We start from the raw sequence: 21,854 nt of genomic DNA, 5'->3' as shown, positions 1-21,854 counted from the left end.
CACAAAAAAAACGTTTCATGCATATGCACGAAACGTTTGTCTTTATTTCTTTATTAAAAATTCGGGTTCGTTGTTTTCATTTACAGTATACGGTAATGAATAAGCTGGTACTACAGGGAATTTATCTTCCAAAAGATAACGTATATCTTCTCCAGGTTTCACTTCCGGTTTATCTTCCTGAAGTATACGGTTCAATTCTATTGAGTAATCGATATAAATGGACCCATCACCTGTTGCAATTAAAGGAAGATTTACGTTGGAATATGGACTTGGCACGGTTTGTTCATCCTCGTATCCCATGATTTTATAATCCAATTTATAAACATTTTCTGAGATTTGTTCTGCAATTGGCCCATAGCCATTCACACCAAGTTTAATGTTCAATTCTCTGATTTTTTCAGCAGCACGCAAGTCTACCAATTTGACGGTAGGATTATCTTCTGCATCCATAATTACATATTGAAATAAACCACCGTTTTCAAATGCATTTGACGGAAGTTCACTTAAATAAGCAGGAACAATTTTCTTGAAATCAATCGGATATTTAATATATTGATCGACATCTTGATCCCTTGTCTTGATTGGTAATAATCCACCTGTTGCTTCTTGAAATTGCTCTACAGCAGCCTGTACCGATGCCAATTGTTCTTCATTCGGTCTTTGATTCTCTACGCGTTCTGATTCGGGATACATGCATCCAGATAACAGAAGTACAGTGAACATGAATAAACTTAAAAGAGATATTTTCTTCATATCTTACCCCCCTGTTGGACCGCTAAATACAATATAGATCATGCATAAGAATCCAATAATTAAAAGTACATATGCAACAAGAGCAAGTACAAATTTAATTACGCGATTATTGATTTTGTGTCGACTGAAATAAATCAATCCCATAGAAAGCATCATAAAGCCCATCGAAGCAAATGAAACCCACATTTTGTCTAGTGATGACATAAACTCAACCACCCTTCACTGTCTCTCAACAAATAAGTATAACATGAAAAAACAAGAGGTACAGACAAGCTACCCCTTGCTTTGTGACGATTTATAGATATTCAAACAAATCTTCCATTTCATGTTTTTTCACACGGTCCATCAACTGATCTACAGCTGATTTTGGATCCACATGTTCAAATAAAACGGCATAAAGGGCACTAGTAATCGGCATGGGTACTTCATGTAATTGAGACAGTTGGTAGGCTGCTTTCGTGGTGCGCACACCTTCAACAACCATCCCCATCTGATCCAATACTTCATTCAGTTTCATCCCTTTGCCTAACATGCTCCCCGCTCTCCAATTTCGGGAATGGACGCTTGTACAGGTTACAATCAAGTCCCCAATCCCAGTCAAGCCTGAGAAGGTTAAAGGATTGGCACCCATCTTGGTTCCTAGACGAGCTATTTCGGCAAGCCCTCGCGTAATTAGCGCAGCCTTTGCATTGTCACCGTATCCTAGGCCATCTGTGATCCCTGCTGCGAGTGCAATAATATTTTTCAATGCACCGCCCATTTCCACTCCAACGACATCGGAATTGGTATATACACGAAAGTATCCATGCATAAATAAATCTTGGACCTTTTCAGCATAGAAAATATTTTCACATGCCGCAGTCACTGTAGTCGGGTGCTTCAAAACAACCTCTTCTGCATGACTCGGTCCAGATAAAACCACAATTTCTTCAATCAAGTGAGCTGGTAATTCTTCACGCATAACTTCAGAAATACGTTTTAAAGAATCTGGCTCGATACCCTTCGATACATGCACAAAAAGAATGGGTTCTTGAATCCACTCTTTTATATTGCTACATACTTCGCGAATTCCTTTTGTAGGAACAGCCATGACCACTATTTTTCCGTGAATGGCCGCTTCCTGTAAGGATGAAGTAGCTTTTAATGATTTTGGTAAGACGGTACCTGGAAGATACTTTTCATTTGAATGTTGCTCATTAATTTCATTCGCCTGGTCTTCGCGATGCGACCAAAGCAAACAATCATGACCGTTTTCTGCAAGAACAATACTTAACGCTGTCCCCCAGCTTCCGGCACCTAAAACGACTACTTTTTCCATGTTAGCAACTCTCCTACTGAAACAAATTACGTTCTAGCGCGTGTAATAAGGCGAATTGGTGTCCCTTCAAAATCGAAAGATTCACGGATTCGATTTTCAAGGAATCGTTCATATGAGAAATGCATGATTTCTGGTTCGTTAACAAACACGACAAATGTCGGTGGCTTGATCGCAACTTGTGTAGCGTAATAAATACGCAGACGACGGCCTTTGTCTGTCGGTGCAGGATTACGTGCAACAGAATCCTCAATTACTTCGTTCAAGACACTAGAAGTAACACGCATCGCATGGTTTTCACTAACACGGTTGATAATTGGTAAAATTGAATGAACACGCTGATTAGTTTTTGCGGATACGAAAATGATTGGTGCATAATCGAGGAATAAGAAATGTTCACGAATCATTTTTGTTGTTTTGTTCATCGTTTTCTCATCTTTTTCAACAGCATCCCATTTATTTACGACGATAATAACTGCTTTACCCGCTTCGTGTGCATAGCCGGCAATTTTTTTATCTTGTTCCTGGATACCTTCTTCTGCGTTTAATACAACTAAAACAACGTCGGAACGTTCAATTGCACGAAGAGCACGAAGCACACTGTATTTCTCAGTCGTTTCGTAAACTTTCCCTTTTTTACGCATACCAGCTGTATCGATGATGACATATGGCTGGTCATCATATTCATATTGAGTATCGATTGCGTCACGTGTAGTACCCGCAATTTCACTTACGATTACTCGTTCATCCCCAAGGAAGCTGTTCACCAAAGAGGACTTTCCTACATTCGGACGACCGATAAGTGAGAATTTAATGACATTCTCTGGATATTCTTCTTCATCCAGTTCAGGGAAGTTTTTTGCCACTTCATCGAGCAGATCCCCTAATCCAAGTCCATGAGAACCCGAGATTGGGAATGGTTCACCGAATCCAAGTGAATAGAAATCATAAATCATTGAACGCATGTCTGGATTATCTATTTTATTGATTGCCAGCACGACTGGTTTTTTTGTTTTATACAAAATTTTCGCCACTTGTTCATCAGCAGCAGTAACACCCTCACGACCATTCGTAAGGAAGATGATGACATCTGCTTCCTGGATCGCGATTTCTGCTTGCTGACGGATCTGTTCCAAAAATGGCTCGTCCCCAATTTCGATACCGCCTGTATCGATTATATTAAATTCATGAGTCAGCCAATCTGCCGAGCTGTATAAACGATCGCGTGTGATTCCTGGGATATCCTCTACGATTGATATACGTTCTCCTACAATCCTGTTAAAGATTGTGGATTTTCCGACATTCGGCCGGCCTACGATAGCTACTACCGGTTTAGACATATATTATTCATCCTTCCAACTTCTTCTCTAAAGTATTATACATTAGAAGCACCAAGCTTGCACCCCCATGGTGAAAGCTCCTGTTTTTCTATTACTTATATACGAACAATTTCCAACAATTCTCCTACGGAACTCTCTATATGAAAGCCGCATTATATATCTTTAACAAAATAAAAGAGATACAGACATTTATGAATGTCTGTATCTCTTTTATTAATTGCGGTTGGCATATGTATGCAGATCGATGCCTCGAAGCGTCAGATAATGAAATAACTCACCTGAAATAATCAATGGAGAGCGTTGTAATTCCTGAATAGAGTTGGCTCCTAGAGATACCATTAACATCATTAAATCTTCATTTATCTGCATGATTTCTTGAATTGTCGCTTCTTCACCATCTTCTACCAGCTTCTTTAATAACACTCCGGCAAGGCCGACTGCAGAAGCGCCAAGCGCCAAGCACTTCACAACGTCCAGTGCATGTTGTATACCACCTGAAGCGATGACTGGTGTCGTGGACATTACTGAAGTAGTTTCAATTAACGCAGCTGCTGTGGGAATGCCCCAATCGTTGAAATAGGATAATTTCCTTTGCCGACGCTCATTTTCAATTGCCGCAAAGTTCGTTCCTCCGAATCCACCAATATCAATTGCTGCTACATTAATTCCCTCGAGTTTAATGGCAGTTTCCCTTGATATACCAAAACCAGTTTCTTTTACGATTACTGGGACGTTCAATTCATTTACAATTGTTTCAATTCTGGATAATGCTCCTGAAAACTCTCGATCCCCTTCAGGCATCGTTAATTCCTGGATGACATTCAAATGAATTTGAATGGCATTTGCTTCAAGCATATCTACTGCTCGTTTCGCTTGATCGACAGTGGCTTCACTACCTAAGTTCGCAAATATAACACCGTTCGGATTCTCTTTCCTTACGGTCGAATACGTAGCGATTTCTTCAGGATTTTTTAGCGCAGCCATTTGAGACCCTACAGCCATAGGAATATCCATTTCTCGGGAAATACGGGCTAGTTGGCTGTTAAGTTCTGTCGTCTTAGCTCCTCCACCACCGGTCATTGCATTAATGAAAAAAGGCGAACCAAATACGAGTTCGCCTAAATGAGTCTGCAATGACACGCTTTCCCAATTGCTATCGGGAAGCGCTTGATGAACAAAACGAATATCGTCTAACCATGTCTGTCTTGATTGTCCAGTAGACAAGGCATGTTTTATATGGTCCAATTTTCGTTCGGCTCTAGTCATAAGAATACTCCGTTATTTAAAGTTTTTTAATTTATCACCAATTACGTCACTAATAGAGAAGCCTTTTGCTTCTTCAGGCATTTCATAGTCAGTACCTGAATAGCCATCTTCCTTCTCCACCAAATCTTTGATGCTTAGTGACAATCGTTTGTCTTGTTTGTTAACGTCCAAAACTTTTACTTGTACTTCTTGTCCCTCTTTTAACACTTCGTGTGGAGTGGCAATATGGGAATGTGAAATTTGCGAAATATGAACCAAACCTTCAATTCCTTGGAACACTTCTACAAAAGCACCATAAGAGACGAGACGTTTAACAGTTCCCGTATGAACAGAGCCTCTTGGCGCTTTATCTTCAATTCCTTCCCATGGTCCAGGAAGAGTATCTTTAATTGACAAGGAAATTCGTTCGCTATCACGGTCAACAGAAAGCACTTTCACTTTTACTTCCTGACCCTCTTGAATAACATCTGAAACTTGCTCTACGTGTTCGTGGGATAATTGTGAGATATGCACAAGTCCATCGACTCCGCCTAGGTCAACAAATGCTCCAAAAGCAGCAATACGTTGAACAGTACCAGTTAGCTCATCACCTGGATGAATATGGTCAAGTACGTCTTTTTTATTCGATTGTTTTTGTTCTTCCACCACTGCACGATGGGATAATATTAAACGGTTTTTTTCTTTTTCCATTTCAACAATCTTGAATGTCAGCACTTTGCCTTTGTAATCGTCAAACGATTCAACAAAATGATCTTCGACAAGTGAAGCAGGAACGAATCCGCGTAATCCAAGATCGACAACCAGTCCACCTTTAACCACATCTTTTACTTCTGCTTCGATAATTTCACCGCTTAGAAACTTTTGTTCCAAAGAATCCCAAGCTTCAGCAGCATCAACTTTACGTTTTGATAACACAAAATTATCATCTTCTACTTTTGTAATAACTAGTTGCAATTCATCTCCGATTGAAACGACGTCAGAAGCTTTTTCAATGTGCAAGCTTGACAGTTCACTAATCGGGATAATTCCATCAAACGGTGCACCCTCAATTGTGACAGTTACTGCCTTTTCTTCAACTTGGGCAACCGTACCTTTTACAAAACTTCCTTCACGGAAATCCTGGTTTTCCTGCAAGTTCATTTCCTCAGACATATAGCATCCTCCTTCACAACGTTCCAATCTTTATTTTATGCGAATTCTTTAATAAAAACAAAAATTTGCACTTTTTCTTAACAAAAATTACAAATATTACGCTTTATTTTCATTTAGCAACTGTTGAATGCGTTCCATGATAACAGTTGTAACTTCATCTGCAGATGCTTTCCGCTCACGGTAAGGTTGCATGATAATCGGTTCTCCATAAACGACTTTCACCCGTTTAAATAGCTTGTAAGGACCTACAATGGCACAAGGAACTACATCCGCATCGCCTTTTAAAGCAAAAAAACCTGCTCCAGAAAAGCCTTTCCCGAGCTCACCATTCTTACTTCTGGTACCTTCAGGGAAAATGCCCATCACATCGCCACCTTTTAAAATGGCTAATGCCCGTCTTAGAGCCTCACGATCACTTAACCCTCTTTTAACGGGAAAAGCGTTCAATTTAGGCAACAATGGTTTTAGAACTGGCGCATTAAACAACTCTTCCTTCGCCATGAAATGTACTGGTCGAGGAGCAGTAATACCCACAACTGGAGGATCTAGAGCATCAATATGATTCGCACATATAAGAATCCCGCCTGTTTTTGGGAAATGTTCCAAACCCTTTATATCAAAACGATAAACTGGATTTAAAGCAGTCCACACAAGTGACTTTGCAAATTGATATAAGTTCATTTAGCTCATCCTCTCTTTCGCCATCTGAATGATATGTTGAGCCGCTTCCTTGATTGAAAGTTCAGTTGTGTCCAAATAAATGGCATCTTTCGCCTGGACAAGTGGGGACGCTTGTCTTTCACTATCCATTTTATCGCGTTCTGCAATTTCTTTTTTCAATTGATCTACATATGATTCTATGCCCCGACGTTCATTATCCAACTGTCGTCGTTTTGCACGTTCATCGACTGATGCAGACATGAAGATTTTCAATTCCGCATCAACCAGCACATGAGTCCCAATGTCGCGTCCATCCATCACGACACCCCCACTTTCAGCCATTTTAAGCTGACGTTTAACCATTTCTTCTCGTAAAGTTGCATGTGTTGCAACAGCAGAAACAGAGGATGTCACCATATTTGATCGAATTGCATCTGAAACATCTTCGCCATCAAGAAAGACGAGTTGTCCATCAACAGAAGGCTTTAAATCAATTTTTGTTTCAAGAAGCAATAATGTTAAAGCTTCTTCATTTTCTAAATCTATGTCACGTTCAATTGCTTTATACGTAATAGCACGATACATAGCTCCTGTATCGATGTATGTATATCCAAGTTCTTCTGCTGCCAGTTTTGCAATTGTACTTTTTCCAGCAGCTGCTGGTCCATCAATTGCAATTTGAATATTGTTTTTCATGAAATCCACTCCTAAACTTTCTCACACATATTGTACCACAGAGATTAAAAAAAAAGCCCACCAGAGTGAGCTTTCATGCTTGATTTTTAAAAATATAAGTCGTGTGAAATCTAATTAATCTATCACAAAAGAAATCAAATAAATGATTAATTTAACAACTCTGATTTCAACACTTCATGTGTCTCCGTATCAACTAATATGCGGAATGTGTGACTTCTTGTATCTGTATCTTTTAAGACAATCAGTTCATAGCAAAGTCTTTGTTGGAGTAATTTATTTTCTGTATAGGCCAATCGTTCTTTTTGAATCGTCACCTGTTCTGTGAAATAATCATCCCAATTTACAGGAACTTGTTTTTGATCAGGCAACGTTTCCTTTTGAATATATTCCATCGTATTCACACCTAAGATTTCACCATCATCTTTCGACAATTTCAGTTGGATGGCATCCGCATAAATACGCGCTTTATTCGTGGGATTCAGCCTTGCGAATACAACATGCCAGACGAGATGATTTTCACGTGTTTCCACCATTTCAACATCATCAAATCCAAACGCCTTGACAGCTCTTTCAGCTTTTTCCTTGATTTGTTCTTGCGGGACGCGATCTTTTCCGATTGGACGTTCTATTAGCACAGATAGTAAGTGTCCACCTTTTTGGGTGTAATCAACATACCCTGTCCGGATTCCCTCATTAAATTGAATGTGATAGAAAGGATATGCAGCTCCTTCTTTACTTGAGGAGGCCACTAGTTTTGCATTTTTCAACTGTGGAAACATTTCTTTCATTGTATTTTCGACATCTTTCTTCGTTACTTGTTTATCTTCAATTGACTTTAATTCTTTTTTCTTTAAGTCATCAGATTCGCTGGCTGTTAGTGGAAAGTCACTTTCTGAATATCCTTTAACCGTAGTGGATAAAGCCGTCCATTTTTTTGAAGATTCATCTTTTTTAATATCTTTTTGCCATTTTTTGAAAGATTGTTGATTTGCCAGCAATTCAGTTGATGCATTTTGCCATTCATAAGAGAAGTCATCCAAATTTTTTGCTACATTGTTCGTCACTTTTAACCATTGCTCTTCAGGTACTTTATCCTGGCTTTTTAGTCTTGCATAATCTCCGAGCCGCCCAAGATAATTCATCCATTCCTTTGAAAATTCCCGATCAAGTGGTAGAGATGCAATATCACTTTTAATTTCGGAAGATAGTCTCCAGATATCTTCAAGCGGTTCGGCTTGTGCGGCTTTATCATTGAAAACAGTCGCACTTTGAACAGATTTTTGTAATTCACTCATTTTCTCTGATGCGTCCGTCATACGACTTGTATATTGTGCACGAAGGTTATTTTGCATGTCCATTTCGTTTTGTTTGGAGTTATATAAAAACACACCCATTACAAGCACAGCAAGCGCTAAAATACTTGTTAAAATTTTCATGTCATTCCTCCTCATTCACAGAATATATGTTTTCCAATTTTTTTAATTTGCGGTCTTGACCAGATCCAGTCGCTCGTAGCTGTATCCGGATTGAAATAATAAAGTGCATTTTCAGTAGGATCCCACCCATTCAATGCATCGAGTACTGCTTCTTTCGCACGTGCATTAGGCGTCAGCCATATTTGTCCATCAGCGACTGCGGTAAATGCCAAAGGCTGAAAGATTACTCCGCTCACTGTATTCGGGAATTTTGAATCTTCAACACGATTTAAAATGACGGCTGCAACTGCAACTTGTCCTTCGTACGGTTCACCCCGCGCCTCACCGTAAACTGCGTTGGCCATAAGCTGAAGATCTTGTTCAGAATATTTTGCAGGCAATTGAACCTGTTCTGGTTGTTTTGCACCTTGTGCCGTTCCTTTTTTAACTTGTTGCTCTAAAGGGATTTTTCCATAATGTGTGAATCGATTCCCTTTGTTTATTTGATCTTTTACAAACTTTTCATGATAGGTAGATTCCTTAGCTAGCCTCGATTTGGTTTTTGCTCCTGCTACCCCATCAATCGGCAAGCCAAATTGTTCTTGGAAATTTCGTAATGCCCAGTAAGTACCGTATCCGAATTTACCGTCTATCTTATTTTTGTAGAAACCGAGATATTGCAATCGTGCTTGTAACTCTAATACATCATCTCCGTAAGCACCCAATTCAATCACTTGATCCGAAAAGGCTTCTGATTTTTGGGGTGCGCTAACCGATAATGTCAGCAAACATAAAGTGATAATCCAAATTAACCATTTGTTTTTTCGCATACACATTCTCCTTTTTCTTAGAATGAGGAATCATGCGTTTTTTATACAAAAAAAAACCAATTTATTAAAAATTGGTTTTACAAAATTTCACTTATATCATTTCGCTTATTAAAATGCTGGATTGTCATTAAATGCGCTTTTTTCACTTTTGCTAAACACAGCCACCATAAAAACAACATAAATGGAATCATAAAGTATAGTGAAATCCATTTAATCGATAATATTCCGTTATAAACCATATGCAAGCTAAATGGAGCCAATAAGGCGATAAATAACAGCGGTTTGGAAGATTCACTTAAAGCAAATTTAGCACGTCCGAGGTAATATCCCATGACCACGCCAAAAATCGCATGACTAGATACGGGTAATAGAGCACGTAAAAATGCAGAATCCATTCCAAAAGTAAAAATATAGAGTATGTTTTCTACCGTTGCAAAGCCAAGTGATACACTAGCACCATATAAAATCCCATCATATGGGTCATCAAATTCAACATGTTGATAGATCGCCATGACCAGAATGAGCCACTTGAAAAATTCTTCTAATAAGCTGGTAAATAGAACATTTCGTAAAAACATTGACTGAAATATATGTTCAATCTCAAACACATGTTGTATGAATAGAATGGGAAACGTTAAAATAGCACCATAGATAAATGTATGAAACAATGTTCGAGAAGGCTCTGCTGAAATTTGATTACGCAAATAAAAATAACTGAACAACGCTAGCCCCGGAGCGATTGCCACAGATAATAATAGGATCAAGTTGCGCCCGCCTCCCTTTTATTGGTTTAATTATATCATTTTTATGTCATCTATTGGATGAATGGAGGTAGTAAAAAATGAAAAAAATAGTGGTAATTCATACAGGTGGAACAATTTCCATGCATGTTCACGATGAATCAGGCGCTGTAGTCCCTGGTGATTCAAACCCATTAACGGCGGAAATCGGTAAATTAAAGGAATACGCCGATATACATGAAATTGAAGCATTCAATTATCCATCTCCTCATATGACACCAAACGAAATGCTGAAACTGAAACAAATTATTGATCAGCATTCTACAGAAGATCATGTAGATGGGTTCGTCATTACACATGGGACAGATACATTAGAAGAAACCGCATACTTTTTAGATCTAACAGTTAAAAGCAAAGTGCCGGTCATATTGACGGGTGCCATGCGTTCTTCCAATGAAATCGGAGCAGACGGTGTCTACAATCTATTGTCAGCAGTTAGGGTTGCAATTTCCGATAATGCTGTTGGCAAAGGCGTATTAGTTGTGATGAATGATGAAATTCATACTGCGCAAAATGTAACGAAAACATCAACAAGTAATGTCTCTACTTTTCAAAGTCCTCAATATGGACCGATTGGACTCATTTCAAAAGCGGCTATTCATTTCCATCATTCACCCAATACCCGGGAATCATTTGAAGTAACAGATGTTTCTCCTAAAGTAGCATTACTTAAAATTTATGCAGGTATGGACGCAGAATTGCTGATGCATGTTGCAAAAGCGGGCTATCATGGAGTTGTACTGGAAGGGTTAGGTCAAGGCAACGTACCGCCAGCCATCGTACCTGCTATTCAAAAACTCTTAAATCAGGACATTCCAGTTGTTTTGGTTTCAAGATGCTACAACGGAATTGCCCAACCGGTTTATGGATATGTAGGCGGTGGAAAAATGTTAGAAGATATTGGCGTGTTGTTTGCACACGGCCTAAGTGGTCAGAAAGCACGCATCAAATTATTGATTGCCCTTTCCGACCCTAGATGGTCGCTATGCCTTAATGAAATTTTCGAGTATTAATTTATTCATTCGATTAGAAAAAGCTGCCTTTAATCGGCAGCTTTCAGCCTGTAGAAGAAGTGCCAATGCAAGCAAATGTTGATTTTCGTTACGGCGGACGCGTTTCGCGGGCACGGCTTCAGACTCCTCATCACTAAAAACGTTGCTCCTGCATCGCTTCGCTAGCTTCGTCGCAAAAGAATTGTGCAAACTTCCATTTGCACAATTCTTTTCTTGCGGGGCCTTCAGCTCGTGCTGTTCCCGCCGAAAAGATATTGGCCTGCCAATATCTTTGCGACGAGTAATCGCAGGAGCAGTCTTGTTTTCGCCGCCTCCACTCCAATCAACAGAAAGCGCTTATGTCAGAGTGTCTCTGCAACTATTTAAGTAGGCAGGTGGTTGACTATTTCTGAAGACTCCTGCGGAAAAACGGAACAAGCTAGACCCCGCAGGGTAAGCTGTCAAAGACAGCTTGCCCGAGGAGGCTGGCGTTTCGTCCGCGGAAAGCGAAAGAAATAGCCGACCACCTCCTTTTTTGATCGAATGTAAATAAAGATGAACATGACTTATAGTATGAAATTAATTAACATTTTCTTCGCATCAGTTTGAAAGCTGCCTTTAATCGGCAGCTTTTTTTGATTTTATCGCATCGGCAATTAATTCTCCGTGGAACCGACCATTTTCAATAAATATTTCATTCGCATTGTTGCCGGCTGCCAAGACGCCTGCGATGTATAAATTTTCAATATTGGATTCCATAGTCAATTCATTCAACTTTGGTCGACCTGATGCCTTGTCAATGTAAACACCCATTTGACGAAGGAAGTCATGATCCGGATGATACCCAATCATCGCGAAAACAAAATCATTTTTAAGGGTGATGACTTGATCCTTCATTCGTATTCGCACTTCTTCCTGTCCAATTTCTTCGACATGCGATTCAAAAAGCATTGTAATTTCTCCGTTGCGCACCAAACCATCAAATTCAGGCAGAATCCAAGGTTTCACACTGCTCGAATAGGTACTTCCCCTGTAGACGACAGTTACTCTGGATCCTGCTTTATTTAATTCTAAAGCAGCGTCAATACTTGAATTTTTACCGCCTATAACAACGACATCCGTATCAAAGTAAGGATGTCCTTCTTTAAAGTAATGACTTACTTTCGGTAACTCTTCTCCAGGGATACCAAGCATATTTGGATGGTCATAATAACCAGTGGCGATTACAACATTAGCCGTTTCATATGTAGATTTTGTTGTGTGTACTGTAAAAATGTCCTTAATTTTCTCAACCCGCTCTACGGTTTCAAATCGACGAACATTTAATTTTTTCATTTTCACGACTTCACGGTAATAAACAAGTGCCTGATTTCGCTTTGGTTTACGTCCTTCAATAATGAAAGGCACATCCCCGATCGACAGTTTTTCACTTGTACTAAAAAAAGTTTGATGTGTCGGATACTTGTAGATCGCTTCCACAACGTTCCCTTTTTCAATTATGACGGGTGAAAGCCCGATATTTTGTAAAGATATTGCAGCGGCCAGACCACAAGGACCCCCGCCGACAATAATTGCATCAACTTTCTCCACCATTTCACACTTCCTCTATATTAAAAATCTCCTATCTAATGATAGGAGAACAAACCGAACTATACAACTAATTCGCATACGTTTTTTCTTCAATCCAATGGTCCCACTCGCTCATGCTTTGTCCGAGAATGTTTTGACAAAATTTCTGCTTATCATCATTATTCATGGAATCAATAGCAGAACCTCCAAGTCCCACCACTAAATTACTGAATCCTTTTTCGAGCGATAAGGTCAATTCAAGAGTGCTAGCGAGATTATTCGTCATTGTACAGGACATGAATAAGAAGCGAGGTTTGACCGTTTCAAGCACTACTTCAATATCATGTTCTTTTATACTACTTCCTAAATAAATTACTTCGTAGCCTTTACGTCTCATATACAAAGTAAAGATTAATAATCCTAATTCATGCCATTCTCCTGGTGCACAAACTGCCACTACTTTTGGGAGAATGCCATTATGAGGATATGCATGCATTACCGCACCTATTCTAGACCTTAAAATAGACGTAGAAAAATGCTCATGCGCAGTAGTAATTTTTCCATTTTCCCACATGTCGCCAATTTGCAAGAGAAGTGGAGCCAAAATATCGATTAACACTTTATCCATCGTGTAGATTGTGAAAGCTTCATTCATCAGGTCTTGAACTGTTCGTTCATCAAACTGAAGAAACGCGTGTAAAAGATCCTGTTGCAATTGTGATACTCTGTTTTCAGCATGTTCGTTAAATGGTCTGGTTGATAATTTTTGTTCTTGTTCCAAAAGAGAAATTGCCTGGCTGATTGTAAATCCATCATTTACTTTTTGAGTCAGCCATTTTAATTTCCGGACATGGTTATCCGAATATAACCGATGACCAGCCTCATTTCTCACAGGAGCAATCATTTTATATCGCCGTTCCCATGCTCTAAGCGTTCCTGGCAAAATACCGACCATTGTTGAAACTGCCTTCATGTTATATTTCCCTTGATTATCCAGGTCGTTTTGCATTCTTTCCCCTCCACTAGCCTTATGTGTTTTGCTCTCAGTATAGGAAAGTTAAGAGTTATTGTAAACGTCGTATATGTTCTGCAAGAACATTTAAACCTCTTTATGTTTAATCGTCAAGATGTGGCACTCTGCTGGTGCACCTAATCTGAAAGGTACAAAAGTTGTTCCGAATCCGTTACTGATTAAAGTAAAATCATCTCGGTTCTTTTTCAACTCACCTTTTTCATAATAGCCCCATTTGCCTAATCGGATTTGGCCACCATGTGTATGACCAGCTAGTAATACATCAGGATTATAGTGGTCTTTTACTTGATTAAAGACAAATGGTGTATGAGAAAGAAAGATAATCGGATCATCTTTCGGTACATTTTCAAAGCTTTTCTTGATGTCCGCTCTTCCTGAAGAGACATCCTCAATGCCCACAATCCAAAGATGATGTGCATTCGTTTTTATACGAATTGCTTCATTTTCTAGAATCGTCCCACCGGCATTTTGAATATATTTCCGAATATGTTGTTCACCCACTTCACGGTCATTATTCCCCCATACATAATAAAGGGGCCCGATTTTAGCAAGTTGCTTGATATTCCGTTCAATTTGTTCCAACGGTACGCCACTTTCAGCCAGGTCACCACCAATAATGACCGCTTGTATATCTGTTCCGACTTCCTTAATTAAATCTGTTGTTATTTTCCTTCGATGAATATCAGAAATAAAAAACAAGCGAAAAGGGTTTCGATCCTTATAACTTACCAGGTCAATATTTTGGTGTCGAATATTCGTCTCAAAAGCTTTTTTAAACATGATGACTGGTATACAAAAAGCAACACCTAAAATCGTTACCAAAAAACGCATATATATTCACCTCTGATTCAAAACAAAAAGAGGAGGGTTTCCCCTTCCCCTTACATGTTTCAAAGTTTTTATTTGAATTAATCTTCTTCCATATGCAATACGCGGAATCCAGAACGGTCAAGTTCTTTTAAGAATTTCTGTATGTTATCACGTTTCTCAATTTTTAATACTATACGTCGCAATAACTTGTCTGATTCATCGAATGTCACTAATGAAATTACCGATTCATGAAACTTTTGAATAATGTCTCCAACACGTGCGATACGTCCCTCTGTTTCAACAGACGTAAATGTGATGCGAACACCAGGTCGATCCATACCAAAAGCACTTCTGAATTGGTCCATGATATCGAAGCGAGTAACAAGTCCTAAAAAGCGATTTTCTTCAACTACTGCTATGATTGGAAAGTCATTAAGCTGCAGTAAAGAGTCTTCAAAAACGTCATCAATGGATAAATAGATTTCTTCCCGTGTCACAACATCCATTAAAGACGTGCTAGCAAGAAATTCCTCTTTACTTAGACCACTGAAATAAAATGCACGGTAAACTATATAACGATTCAAAATGCCTTTATATTGGCCATTTTCTAATACTGGCAATGCATCGATTTGATTTTTCTCCAATATGTCCAGTGCCGTTTGCACCGACTCTGATGTTTGAATTGAAATACACTTTTCCTTTGGAATCATTACACTTTTAGCAAACATACTGTCACCTCAATCTTTCTTGAATACTAACCTATTCTACAAAACTCACATGTATCCTCTTTATCATACAAAATTTATGGAAGAATCAATGTTTGACCAGTTGAAATCGAGTTTGATGAAAGTCCATTTGCAGATTTGATTTTTTCGACAGCATCTGGCGAATTATAATAATTCATCGCTATACGGTAAAGTGTTTCGCCAGGTTGAACGACATGCGTCTTTGAAGATGTTGGCTGTTCAGTTTCTGGTTGTTCTTCGACCTCTGAAGTTTCTGTGTCTTGTTCAGTTTGTTCTTCTACTACTTCGGTCGCTGTTCCTTCTTCTTCGGAAGACTCTTCTGGAGACTGTTCTTCAGTTGTAACTTCTGTGTCCTCTGTATTCGTGTTTTCTCCAGCAGACACCTCGGACTCAGTGTCAACAGAATCTTCTTCACTCGCAACGTCTTCTTCATTTTGTTCATATTGAACTTGAGTCTCTTCAAGAACGGTTGTTTCGTTTGCCTTCGGCTCATAAAATGCAAATACATAGATTAGAAAAGAAACGGGAATTAAAATAAAGAATAAGAACAGGATGGGTAACAATAAGTTACGTTTTTCTTTATTCTTCTTAGGAGCCACATTAGTTGAACGTCTAGAAGTACGTGTAATCAGTTTTTCATCACCATTTAATTGTATGGGTTTACGATGTTCTTCAATTTTATTTTGATAATCATCTTTATTCATAGCTGTAAACTCCTATTCTACTTTTCATCTGTATTTATTATGACGAAATTTGGAGAAAAAGTAAAACAAACCTCTAATTGTTTCGTTGAAACAATGCTGAAATTCTTTTTTCCCATGTTTGTATGATTCCTTGATTTTCGTGCTTTTTTGATTGATTAACAACTTCTTCTTTTATTAACCCGCACTTCGAACAACAATTATATGGTCTTTCGTTCAGTTTCTGCCCAAATACTTCAATGATTTGCTGTCGAATGCAAGAAGTATTTGTTAGAATTTCTTTCATTAAATATATCTGATTGATCTTTTGCTGTTTTAATTGGTGCAATATATGAATCGTCTCTTCGGCTGATTTACGTGGTAACCAATAGGTTAAGATACGGACATGTGTTTCTGATAACATGCCCATCTCAACAAGCTGACCAGGAAGTTGTTCATTTTGCTGAAACTCTTTATACATCCTGACATGTGATTCGTCTGGAAAATCGTTCGTAGCCACGAAAATGGAATGATCTTCATCATCACGTGTAAAAAACAGTGTGGCCAGTGAATCAAGACCATCTCTTCCCGCACGACCCACTTCCTGGGCATAATTGGAAATTGAAGATGGAAAATGATCATGAATGATTTGACGGACATCATCTTTATGTACACCCATTCCAAAGGCATTGGTCGCACATACCCATTCAACTTCCCCATTTAAAAACTGCTGTTGAATAAACATCCGATCAACTTGCTCCATCCCTGCATGATAGGAGGCAATGCGTATGCCCATTGAACTTAATTTAAGCGCGTATTCGTCTGCTTTCTTCCGTGACTGAGTATATAAAATACCTGGACCCGTGAACTGATTTATTTGTGCAGCGATATGCTCAAATTTATTCTCCTGAGAAACGACTTCAATCGCTTCATATCTGATGTTCGGTCTGTCTAGTGATTGAATATGGATCGAAGGCGTCGCCAAATTTAATTGATTGGTGATATCATTTATTACTTTTGGTGTAGCAGTTGCTGTTAAAGCTAAAACTGGTGGTCGTCCTTTGAAGGATAACCAATCGCTTAATCGTAGATAATCCGGTCTGAAGTCAAATCCCCATTGTGATATACAATGTGCTTCATCTGCAACAACAAGAGAAATGGGCATAGTCTGGAGTTTTGCTTTCACAGGTTCTTGCATCATCATTTCAGGTGATAAAAAAATGAACTTGTATGTATCCAATTTCTGCAAAAGTAAATTTTTTTCAAGAGGCGTCAAAAATGAATTCATAGCCACGACTCTCTTTTCCCCCATTTTCTTCAACTGATCCACTTGATCTTGCATCAGGGAAAGCAATGGAGAAATAATTATGACACTATACGGCAAAAGATATCCCGGCACTTGATAACAAAGTGATTTACCCATCCCTGTCGGTAAAATTGCAAGAACATCTTCTTTATTTAAAACGCTTTGAATGATTTCTTTCTGACCAGGCCTGAACTTGCTGTAACCAAATTTATTAAATAATACTTTTTCCAGATGTGAAGTCAATTCTCATTCCCTCCAATAGCCAAAAGCAATCTTAATTGAAAGTACGTATAATTAGGAAATAATTCCTTTAACGTCCGTAATTTTTTTGTTTTTTGTTTTTTAATATCGTGCATCAATGACGTTACATCCTCATTTGGAAAAAACAACTGGACAGAAGTTAATGTTCCATTCATCGCCATCTCTACGAAATGATCTTCGATTGTACTTTTTTTAAGCTGACGAATCGAACTGATTTCCTCAAATGAATAGCCTTTCTTGAAAAGATCTGACGTTTTCTTTGCCGATTCAGTTAATGGAGTTGAAGACTTGATGCCCTCTGACATACTCGTTAAAATATTTAAAGACTGCCTGTTCGAAATTTCATCAAGTAGAATATGTAAACTTTCTTGCAGAAGAATTTGTAGGTCAATTTCATCTTCTTGCAATGCATGGGATAATTGTTGCCATGTTACCCCGCTCACCCCATATCCATTTAATCGGTGGGTGAGTAGGACTAAATGGAGTTCGGAAAGTTTGTCCGATTGAAACAGACTGAGCAATTCTTGATAATATTGATTAACGAACTCTTCTGACTTATAAGAGAAGTTTTGTAAGAAATGACGGACCCAAAGTTGTATTTTTTCGTCTTTTTGAATTGGTGTAAATGACCACTTCTTCGCATGTATATGAGATAATGTTTGGGTGATTAAAGACAGACGTTGAAAGAAGATGCGCTCATTGCCTCTATATAACCAACCATTTAACTTTAGTTGCGGCATATCCATCAATTTCACTTTTCCAGAGCTTGTCAGCTTTGGAATAGCCTTCTCGTCAATGACTATCCATTTTAATTGAATCATTTGTTGTACGTGATCATCATAGGTTGTCTTTGTAAGTTTCGGAAAAAGAGAAAAGTAGTTTGTCAGACGATAGATTTTCACATCTTGAATTGTTTGTCCCGAACGTTTACCTCTGATCAAATGAAATGGAGCCGAAATTGTTCGTTCTTCGTTCATTCGATCAACTATATGTAAGATGATTTGTTGGAATAGCACAAGACTTCCTCCAATTTATTAGTATTTAGGTTGAAAATTGAGGAAAACATGATTAGAATAAATACGAAAGCTTTTTCAAGCGAACGGAGAAAAAGGAGAGGTTTTGACATGGCGAAGTATACCATTGTAGATAAAGATACTTGTATCGCTTGTGGCGCATGTGGCGCAGCTGCACCTGATATTTACGATTATGATGATGAAGGCATTGCCTTTGTTATTTTAGATGATAACATGGGAACTACTCAAGTTCCAGATGAACTAGAAGAAGATATGCAAGATGCATTTGAAGGCTGCCCAACGGATTCAATCAAAGTTGCCGAAGAATCATTTGACGGAGACGCATTAAAATACGAATAGAAAAAAGCTGCGAATATGATTCGCAGCTTTTTTTATATTCTTGACTTTAATATCTAGTAATCTTTATCAAAGCCTATTAATAATTATGATTATGAAAATTGAGCTCGTTGTTTATCTAACCATGTTTTCATCGTTTTGAATAATACAATGATGATGGCAGACAACAGCAACCCTTTAATTAAGTTAAATGGTAAAATTCCTAGCACAATTGTATCACGCATTGCTGAGCCAGTAAGTGCTGGCATGTTCAAGAAATAAGTGTACATCGGTAAAAATACCGCATAATTTAACACGCTCATTCCGATTGCCATGGCAAGAATACCTACAAATAGGCCGATTGCCAAACCTTTCGTATTTGAAACTTTACGATAAATTGCATAAACCGGAAGCATGAATAAAATGCTCGTTGCAAAATTGGCCATTTCCCCTACAGGTACGCCTGTTGGACTTCCACTAAAAATCCAATATAAAACATTTTTAAACAGCGCAACTAAAATACCAGCTACAGGTCCCATTGTAATGGCCGCAATTAGCGCTGGCACATCGCTGAAATCGACTTTTAAAAATGGTGGTAAAGCAGGTAAAGGGAAATTAAATAGCATCAAGACAAATGAAATACTACTTAACATCGCTACGGCAATCATGACACGTAATTTGTTGTTCTTCATAAAACTCTCTCCTTTTGTCGATTCACTCCACAAGAAGAAAAGTTCGTTCGTTTTGTCCCATCAAAAATCCCTTAAGCCGTTATCGCTCAAGGGAGTAGAAAGGCGCACTTAAATAGGCGTCTCGTTAAATGACAGAACGAAAAACGACCGCACCTTCACCTTCTCCCATCCAGACTATACTGTCGGCTTTGGAATCACACCAAATCCTGCCTTACGGCTCGCGGGCTCAAGAAAACATTCTTCTATTACCGCCGATCGGGAATTTCACCCTGCCCCGAAGATGAATCATTATTAACTTACATTGTATACTATAAGAAAAAAAGAACCATTTGTAAACTACTTGAGCCTACTACTGGTTCTTTTTTATTTTTAATTTTTTTCAACATTTAATTAAATACGTTTCACAATTTATTCCCAAATAAATTTATTCGCTCCAATGGGACGTGGTATTGGCTTAGAGAAATCGAAGCCCTTCCAATTTAAAGGTACTATATTTTCAAACTGAACTTCTTCACCGAAGCTTCCATTTGTTAATAATATTCCTTCGATTAAGTGAGAAGCTGCTTGCGGGTCCATCTGTTCCAAGTTCAGTTGCTGTGTGAATTTAATATGATTTGTCCCGTCTTCGTCACGAACCTCGTAGTCAATACCCTCCGGAATTACACTCTTAAGATAATCACTTTGCGTGGTTTTCATTTCAGTCATAGCAATTTGGATGTCCGAATGAGTTTTATTTAAATTAGGAACTAAGAATTGATTCCCTTGCTGGTTCGTATACAGATAAAAACTTGAAAATGTGTTGCCGCTCCTCAATTGTTCAGGTTTCTTAGGGCCTACTTGATCAAAATACGCTTGACTACCATCTTCATTTTGGAATACGACTTGGCTATATCCATAAAACGTTTCCATAATCGATTCGTCAAACGTGTTAATGGTAGCACTTGATAAATCGTAATCATGTTCGGCCGGTAATTTATGAATCAATTGATTTTGTTGTTCACTAAATTGTCCTTGATATGGATGGTATTCTGCGAATCCTAGTGCTGGTTCCACTATTTGTGCAGCATATTGGTTGTATAATTCAAGACTTGTTGGCTTTTCATCTCCAAAATCGTTTTTAATCGTACGAGTTGGAATAAGTACTGTTAAAGGTACGACGATTGCATCATTGGATACCATACCAATATGAAATACTGTATGATCTTTCGTATCAGCAGGATAAGCAGATGTAAGCATTGGATCTTGATTTACAAGTACAGCTGAGGTTTTCTCAGTACTGGTTATCCCTTGACTGCTCGCAGGTGCTGACTCTTCCATTTCTGTGTTTTTCATCATAGAAGTGGATTCCTCAGCCCCTTCTTTTACCATGTCAGCCGAGTCTTCTGTGACTCCCATTTCTGACGTGGCCTTTTCCGAATGTTGGGGATTATTAATATAACTAGCAACAAGCACAGTCAATGTTACCATTGCAGCAACTGCCACAGCTGGTGGAATCCACTGTTTACGTTTTTCTTTCTTAACATCAGCCAATCTTGGATCCTGTTGCAGTCGTTTAAATACATCGTCTTTGGAGCGTGTATCATGTATTTGGGGCACTTGGCTAAGTAACTCGTCAATCTTCTGTTCACTCCAATTATTGTTGCTCATCGTGAACTTGCCTCCTATCCGAATGCCCTGACAAGCGATCCCTTAGTTTATGGATTGCACGGTGTTGTGTGGTCTTTACTTTTCCTTCAGTCCAACCGAGAACTTGTGAAGTTTCCATAATGGATAAATCCTGGAAATATCTCATGACGATGACCATTTTCTGATCGCCTGTGCATTCATCTAATGCTTCTAACATTTGTTTCATTTCATCATTCATTTCGACCAATTCATCAGGTAAAGCTTCATTCGATCTTAGCTCTTGTTTTTCCCAATCAAAAAAGTCAAAAGCATGACGCTTGCGTACGGAAGACTTTCGAAAATGATCGATCGCCACGTTTTTTGCAATCGAAAATAACCAAGTCTTTTCGGAACTTTTTCCTTCGAATCTGCTGTATGCTTTTAACACCCTAACGTATACTTCATGCATTAAATCTTCGGCTGTTTGTCTATTTTTAACCATATATAGCAAGAACTGAAAAACGTCCTGATGATATTGGTCATAAAGCCGGTGAAAAACGGAGTCATTCATGAACTCCCCCCGT

23 protein-coding genes and 1 riboswitch are annotated in these 21,854 nt (G+C 38.6%); of the genes, 2 read left to right on the top strand and 21 right to left on the bottom strand.

Going from position 1 to position 21,854, the window contains the following annotated elements; genetic code table 11:
* Positions 1-42: 42 nt before the first annotated feature.
* The 11 genes from ACQKEV_RS07420 to prsW form a co-directional block, all read right to left on the bottom strand.
* Positions 43-753, bottom strand: coding sequence for a hypothetical protein (locus tag ACQKEV_RS07420; RefSeq protein WP_427447881.1), 711 nt, complete (start codon positions 751-753; stop codon positions 43-45).
* 3 nt (positions 754-756) lie between these two features.
* A complete protein-coding gene (locus ACQKEV_RS07415; RefSeq protein WP_427447882.1) occupies positions 757-957 on the bottom strand; it encodes a DUF2768 domain-containing protein in 201 nt (66 codons plus the stop codon).
* Between the two features lie 91 nt (positions 958-1,048).
* Positions 1,049-2,071, bottom strand: a complete 1,023-nt coding sequence (locus ACQKEV_RS07410) for an NAD(P)H-dependent glycerol-3-phosphate dehydrogenase (RefSeq protein ID WP_427447884.1) — start codon at positions 2,069-2,071, stop codon at positions 1,049-1,051.
* Between the two features lie 26 nt (positions 2,072-2,097).
* Entirely contained in the window at positions 2,098-3,408 is a 1,311-nt protein-coding gene (der, locus tag ACQKEV_RS07405) for a ribosome biogenesis GTPase Der (protein ID WP_427447886.1), read from the bottom strand.
* Between the two features lie 213 nt (positions 3,409-3,621).
* Positions 3,622-4,674 (bottom strand): type 2 isopentenyl-diphosphate Delta-isomerase, encoded by a 1,053-nt coding sequence (gene fni, locus ACQKEV_RS07400; protein WP_427447888.1) that lies wholly within the window; start codon positions 4,672-4,674, stop codon positions 3,622-3,624.
* Positions 4,675-4,686: 12 nt separating this feature from the next.
* Positions 4,687-5,826, bottom strand: a complete 1,140-nt coding sequence (rpsA, locus tag ACQKEV_RS07395) for a 30S ribosomal protein S1 (RefSeq protein WP_427447890.1) — start codon at positions 5,824-5,826, stop codon at positions 4,687-4,689.
* Positions 5,827-5,922: 96 nt separating this feature from the next.
* A complete protein-coding gene (locus ACQKEV_RS07390; RefSeq protein ID WP_427447892.1) occupies positions 5,923-6,507 on the bottom strand; it encodes a lysophospholipid acyltransferase family protein in 585 nt (194 codons plus the stop codon).
* Positions 6,508-7,182, bottom strand: coding sequence for a (d)CMP kinase (gene cmk / locus ACQKEV_RS07385; protein ID WP_427447894.1), 675 nt, complete (start codon positions 7,180-7,182; stop codon positions 6,508-6,510). It lies immediately after the preceding gene.
* A gap of 146 nt (positions 7,183-7,328) precedes the next feature.
* Entirely contained in the window at positions 7,329-8,618 is a 1,290-nt protein-coding gene (locus ACQKEV_RS07380; protein WP_427447895.1) for a PepSY1/2 domain-containing protein, read from the bottom strand.
* A gap of 11 nt (positions 8,619-8,629) precedes the next feature.
* Positions 8,630-9,427 (bottom strand): spore cortex-lytic enzyme, encoded by a 798-nt coding sequence (gene sleB / locus ACQKEV_RS07375; RefSeq protein ID WP_427447897.1) that lies wholly within the window; start codon positions 9,425-9,427, stop codon positions 8,630-8,632.
* Between the two features lie 77 nt (positions 9,428-9,504).
* A complete protein-coding gene (gene prsW / locus ACQKEV_RS07370; RefSeq protein ID WP_427447898.1) occupies positions 9,505-10,191 on the bottom strand; it encodes a glutamic-type intramembrane protease PrsW in 687 nt (228 codons plus the stop codon).
* Between the two features lie 77 nt (positions 10,192-10,268).
* Between prsW and ACQKEV_RS07365 the strand changes: the two genes are divergently transcribed.
* Positions 10,269-11,240 carry an asparaginase gene (locus ACQKEV_RS07365; RefSeq protein ID WP_427447899.1) on the top strand — a complete coding sequence of 324 codons (972 nt, stop codon included), beginning with the start codon at positions 10,269-10,271 and terminating at the stop codon, positions 11,238-11,240.
* Positions 11,241-11,837: 597 nt separating this feature from the next.
* Here the strand turns inward: ACQKEV_RS07365 and ACQKEV_RS07360 are convergent.
* The 7 genes from ACQKEV_RS07360 to ACQKEV_RS07330 form a co-directional block, all read right to left on the bottom strand.
* The gene (locus ACQKEV_RS07360; protein WP_427447974.1) at positions 11,838-12,809 is read right to left on the bottom strand and encodes a YpdA family putative bacillithiol disulfide reductase; all 972 of its coding nucleotides are present in this window, start codon (positions 12,807-12,809) and stop codon (positions 11,838-11,840) included.
* 67 nt (positions 12,810-12,876) lie between these two features.
* Positions 12,877-13,797, bottom strand: a complete 921-nt coding sequence (locus ACQKEV_RS07355; protein ID WP_427447900.1) for a MerR family transcriptional regulator — start codon at positions 13,795-13,797, stop codon at positions 12,877-12,879.
* A gap of 90 nt (positions 13,798-13,887) precedes the next feature.
* On the bottom strand, positions 13,888-14,652 hold the full coding sequence (locus ACQKEV_RS07350; RefSeq protein ID WP_427447902.1) for a metallophosphoesterase: 765 nt from the start codon (positions 14,650-14,652) through the stop codon (positions 13,888-13,890).
* 77 nt (positions 14,653-14,729) lie between these two features.
* A complete protein-coding gene (locus ACQKEV_RS07345; RefSeq protein ID WP_427447904.1) occupies positions 14,730-15,359 on the bottom strand; it encodes a CBS domain-containing protein in 630 nt (209 codons plus the stop codon).
* A gap of 74 nt (positions 15,360-15,433) precedes the next feature.
* Complete coding sequence (locus ACQKEV_RS07340; protein WP_427447905.1) at positions 15,434-16,081, bottom strand: LysM peptidoglycan-binding domain-containing protein; 648 nt, start codon at positions 16,079-16,081, stop codon at positions 15,434-15,436.
* A gap of 73 nt (positions 16,082-16,154) precedes the next feature.
* The gene (locus tag ACQKEV_RS07335) at positions 16,155-17,606 is read right to left on the bottom strand and encodes a RecQ family ATP-dependent DNA helicase (RefSeq protein WP_427447907.1); all 1,452 of its coding nucleotides are present in this window, start codon (positions 17,604-17,606) and stop codon (positions 16,155-16,157) included.
* Entirely contained in the window at positions 17,603-18,640 is a 1,038-nt protein-coding gene (locus ACQKEV_RS07330; protein ID WP_427447908.1) for a helix-turn-helix domain-containing protein, read from the bottom strand. The genes ACQKEV_RS07335 and ACQKEV_RS07330 overlap by 4 nt, the downstream gene beginning before the upstream one ends.
* Before the next feature lie 108 nt (positions 18,641-18,748).
* Here ACQKEV_RS07330 and ACQKEV_RS07325 point away from each other — a divergent pair, with 108 nt between their 5' ends.
* Positions 18,749-18,997, top strand: coding sequence for a ferredoxin (locus ACQKEV_RS07325; RefSeq protein WP_016427441.1), 249 nt, complete (start codon positions 18,749-18,751; stop codon positions 18,995-18,997).
* 89 nt (positions 18,998-19,086) lie between these two features.
* Here ACQKEV_RS07325 and ACQKEV_RS07320 read toward each other — a convergent pair whose 3' ends face one another.
* From ACQKEV_RS07320 to sigX, 3 genes are all read right to left on the bottom strand, one after another.
* Positions 19,087-19,665 carry an ECF transporter S component gene (locus tag ACQKEV_RS07320; RefSeq protein WP_427447910.1) on the bottom strand — a complete coding sequence of 193 codons (579 nt, stop codon included), beginning with the start codon at positions 19,663-19,665 and terminating at the stop codon, positions 19,087-19,089.
* Between the two features lie 153 nt (positions 19,666-19,818).
* Positions 19,819-19,951, bottom strand: a riboswitch (FMN riboswitch).
* Between the two features lie 122 nt (positions 19,952-20,073).
* Positions 20,074-21,312 (bottom strand): hypothetical protein, encoded by a 1,239-nt coding sequence (locus ACQKEV_RS07315; protein WP_427447912.1) that lies wholly within the window; start codon positions 21,310-21,312, stop codon positions 20,074-20,076.
* Positions 21,299-21,841, bottom strand: coding sequence for an RNA polymerase sigma factor SigX (gene sigX, locus ACQKEV_RS07310; protein WP_427447914.1), 543 nt, complete (start codon positions 21,839-21,841; stop codon positions 21,299-21,301). The genes ACQKEV_RS07315 and sigX overlap by 14 nt, the downstream gene beginning before the upstream one ends.
* Positions 21,842-21,854: the final 13 nt, after the last annotated feature.

Origin of the sequence: Paenisporosarcina sp. NPDC076907 (assembly GCF_050269735.1) — a bacterium.
GTDB lineage: Bacteria > Bacillota > Bacilli > Bacillales_A > Planococcaceae > Paenisporosarcina.
Note: the sequence above shows the minus strand (reverse complement) of the source record. Positions and strands in the feature narration are given on the sequence as shown.

Coding starts and splice junctions, on each gene's coding strand:
- ACQKEV_RS07415 (WP_427447882.1), bottom strand. CDS start 957: ATGTCATCACTAGACAAAATGTGGGTTTCATTTGCTTCGATGGGCTTT.
- ACQKEV_RS07315 (WP_427447912.1), bottom strand. CDS start 21,312: ATGAGCAACAATAATTGGAGTGAACAGAAGATTGACGAGTTACTTAGC.
- ACQKEV_RS07420 (WP_427447881.1), bottom strand. CDS start 753: ATGAAGAAAATATCTCTTTTAAGTTTATTCATGTTCACTGTACTTCTG.
- sigX (WP_427447914.1), bottom strand. CDS start 21,841: ATGAATGACTCCGTTTTTCACCGGCTTTATGACCAATATCATCAGGAC.
- cmk (WP_427447894.1), bottom strand. CDS start 7,182: ATGAAAAACAATATTCAAATTGCAATTGATGGACCAGCAGCTGCTGGA.
- der (WP_427447886.1), bottom strand. CDS start 3,408: ATGTCTAAACCGGTAGTAGCTATCGTAGGCCGGCCGAATGTCGGAAAA.
- ACQKEV_RS07345 (WP_427447904.1), bottom strand. CDS start 15,359: ATGTTTGCTAAAAGTGTAATGATTCCAAAGGAAAAGTGTATTTCAATT.
- ACQKEV_RS07340 (WP_427447905.1), bottom strand. CDS start 16,081: ATGAATAAAGATGATTATCAAAATAAAATTGAAGAACATCGTAAACCC.
- ACQKEV_RS07355 (WP_427447900.1), bottom strand. CDS start 13,797: ATGCAAAACGACCTGGATAATCAAGGGAAATATAACATGAAGGCAGTT.
- ACQKEV_RS07365 (WP_427447899.1), top strand. CDS start 10,269: ATGAAAAAAATAGTGGTAATTCATACAGGTGGAACAATTTCCATGCAT.
- ACQKEV_RS07410 (WP_427447884.1), bottom strand. CDS start 2,071: ATGGAAAAAGTAGTCGTTTTAGGTGCCGGAAGCTGGGGGACAGCGTTA.
- ACQKEV_RS07325 (WP_016427441.1), top strand. CDS start 18,749: ATGGCGAAGTATACCATTGTAGATAAAGATACTTGTATCGCTTGTGGC.
- sleB (WP_427447897.1), bottom strand. CDS start 9,427: ATGCGAAAAAACAAATGGTTAATTTGGATTATCACTTTATGTTTGCTG.
- fni (WP_427447888.1), bottom strand. CDS start 4,674: ATGACTAGAGCCGAACGAAAATTGGACCATATAAAACATGCCTTGTCT.
- rpsA (WP_427447890.1), bottom strand. CDS start 5,826: ATGTCTGAGGAAATGAACTTGCAGGAAAACCAGGATTTCCGTGAAGGA.
- ACQKEV_RS07380 (WP_427447895.1), bottom strand. CDS start 8,618: ATGAAAATTTTAACAAGTATTTTAGCGCTTGCTGTGCTTGTAATGGGT.
- ACQKEV_RS07390 (WP_427447892.1), bottom strand. CDS start 6,507: ATGAACTTATATCAATTTGCAAAGTCACTTGTGTGGACTGCTTTAAAT.
- ACQKEV_RS07320 (WP_427447910.1), bottom strand. CDS start 19,665: ATGAAGAACAACAAATTACGTGTCATGATTGCCGTAGCGATGTTAAGT.
- ACQKEV_RS07350 (WP_427447902.1), bottom strand. CDS start 14,652: ATGCGTTTTTTGGTAACGATTTTAGGTGTTGCTTTTTGTATACCAGTC.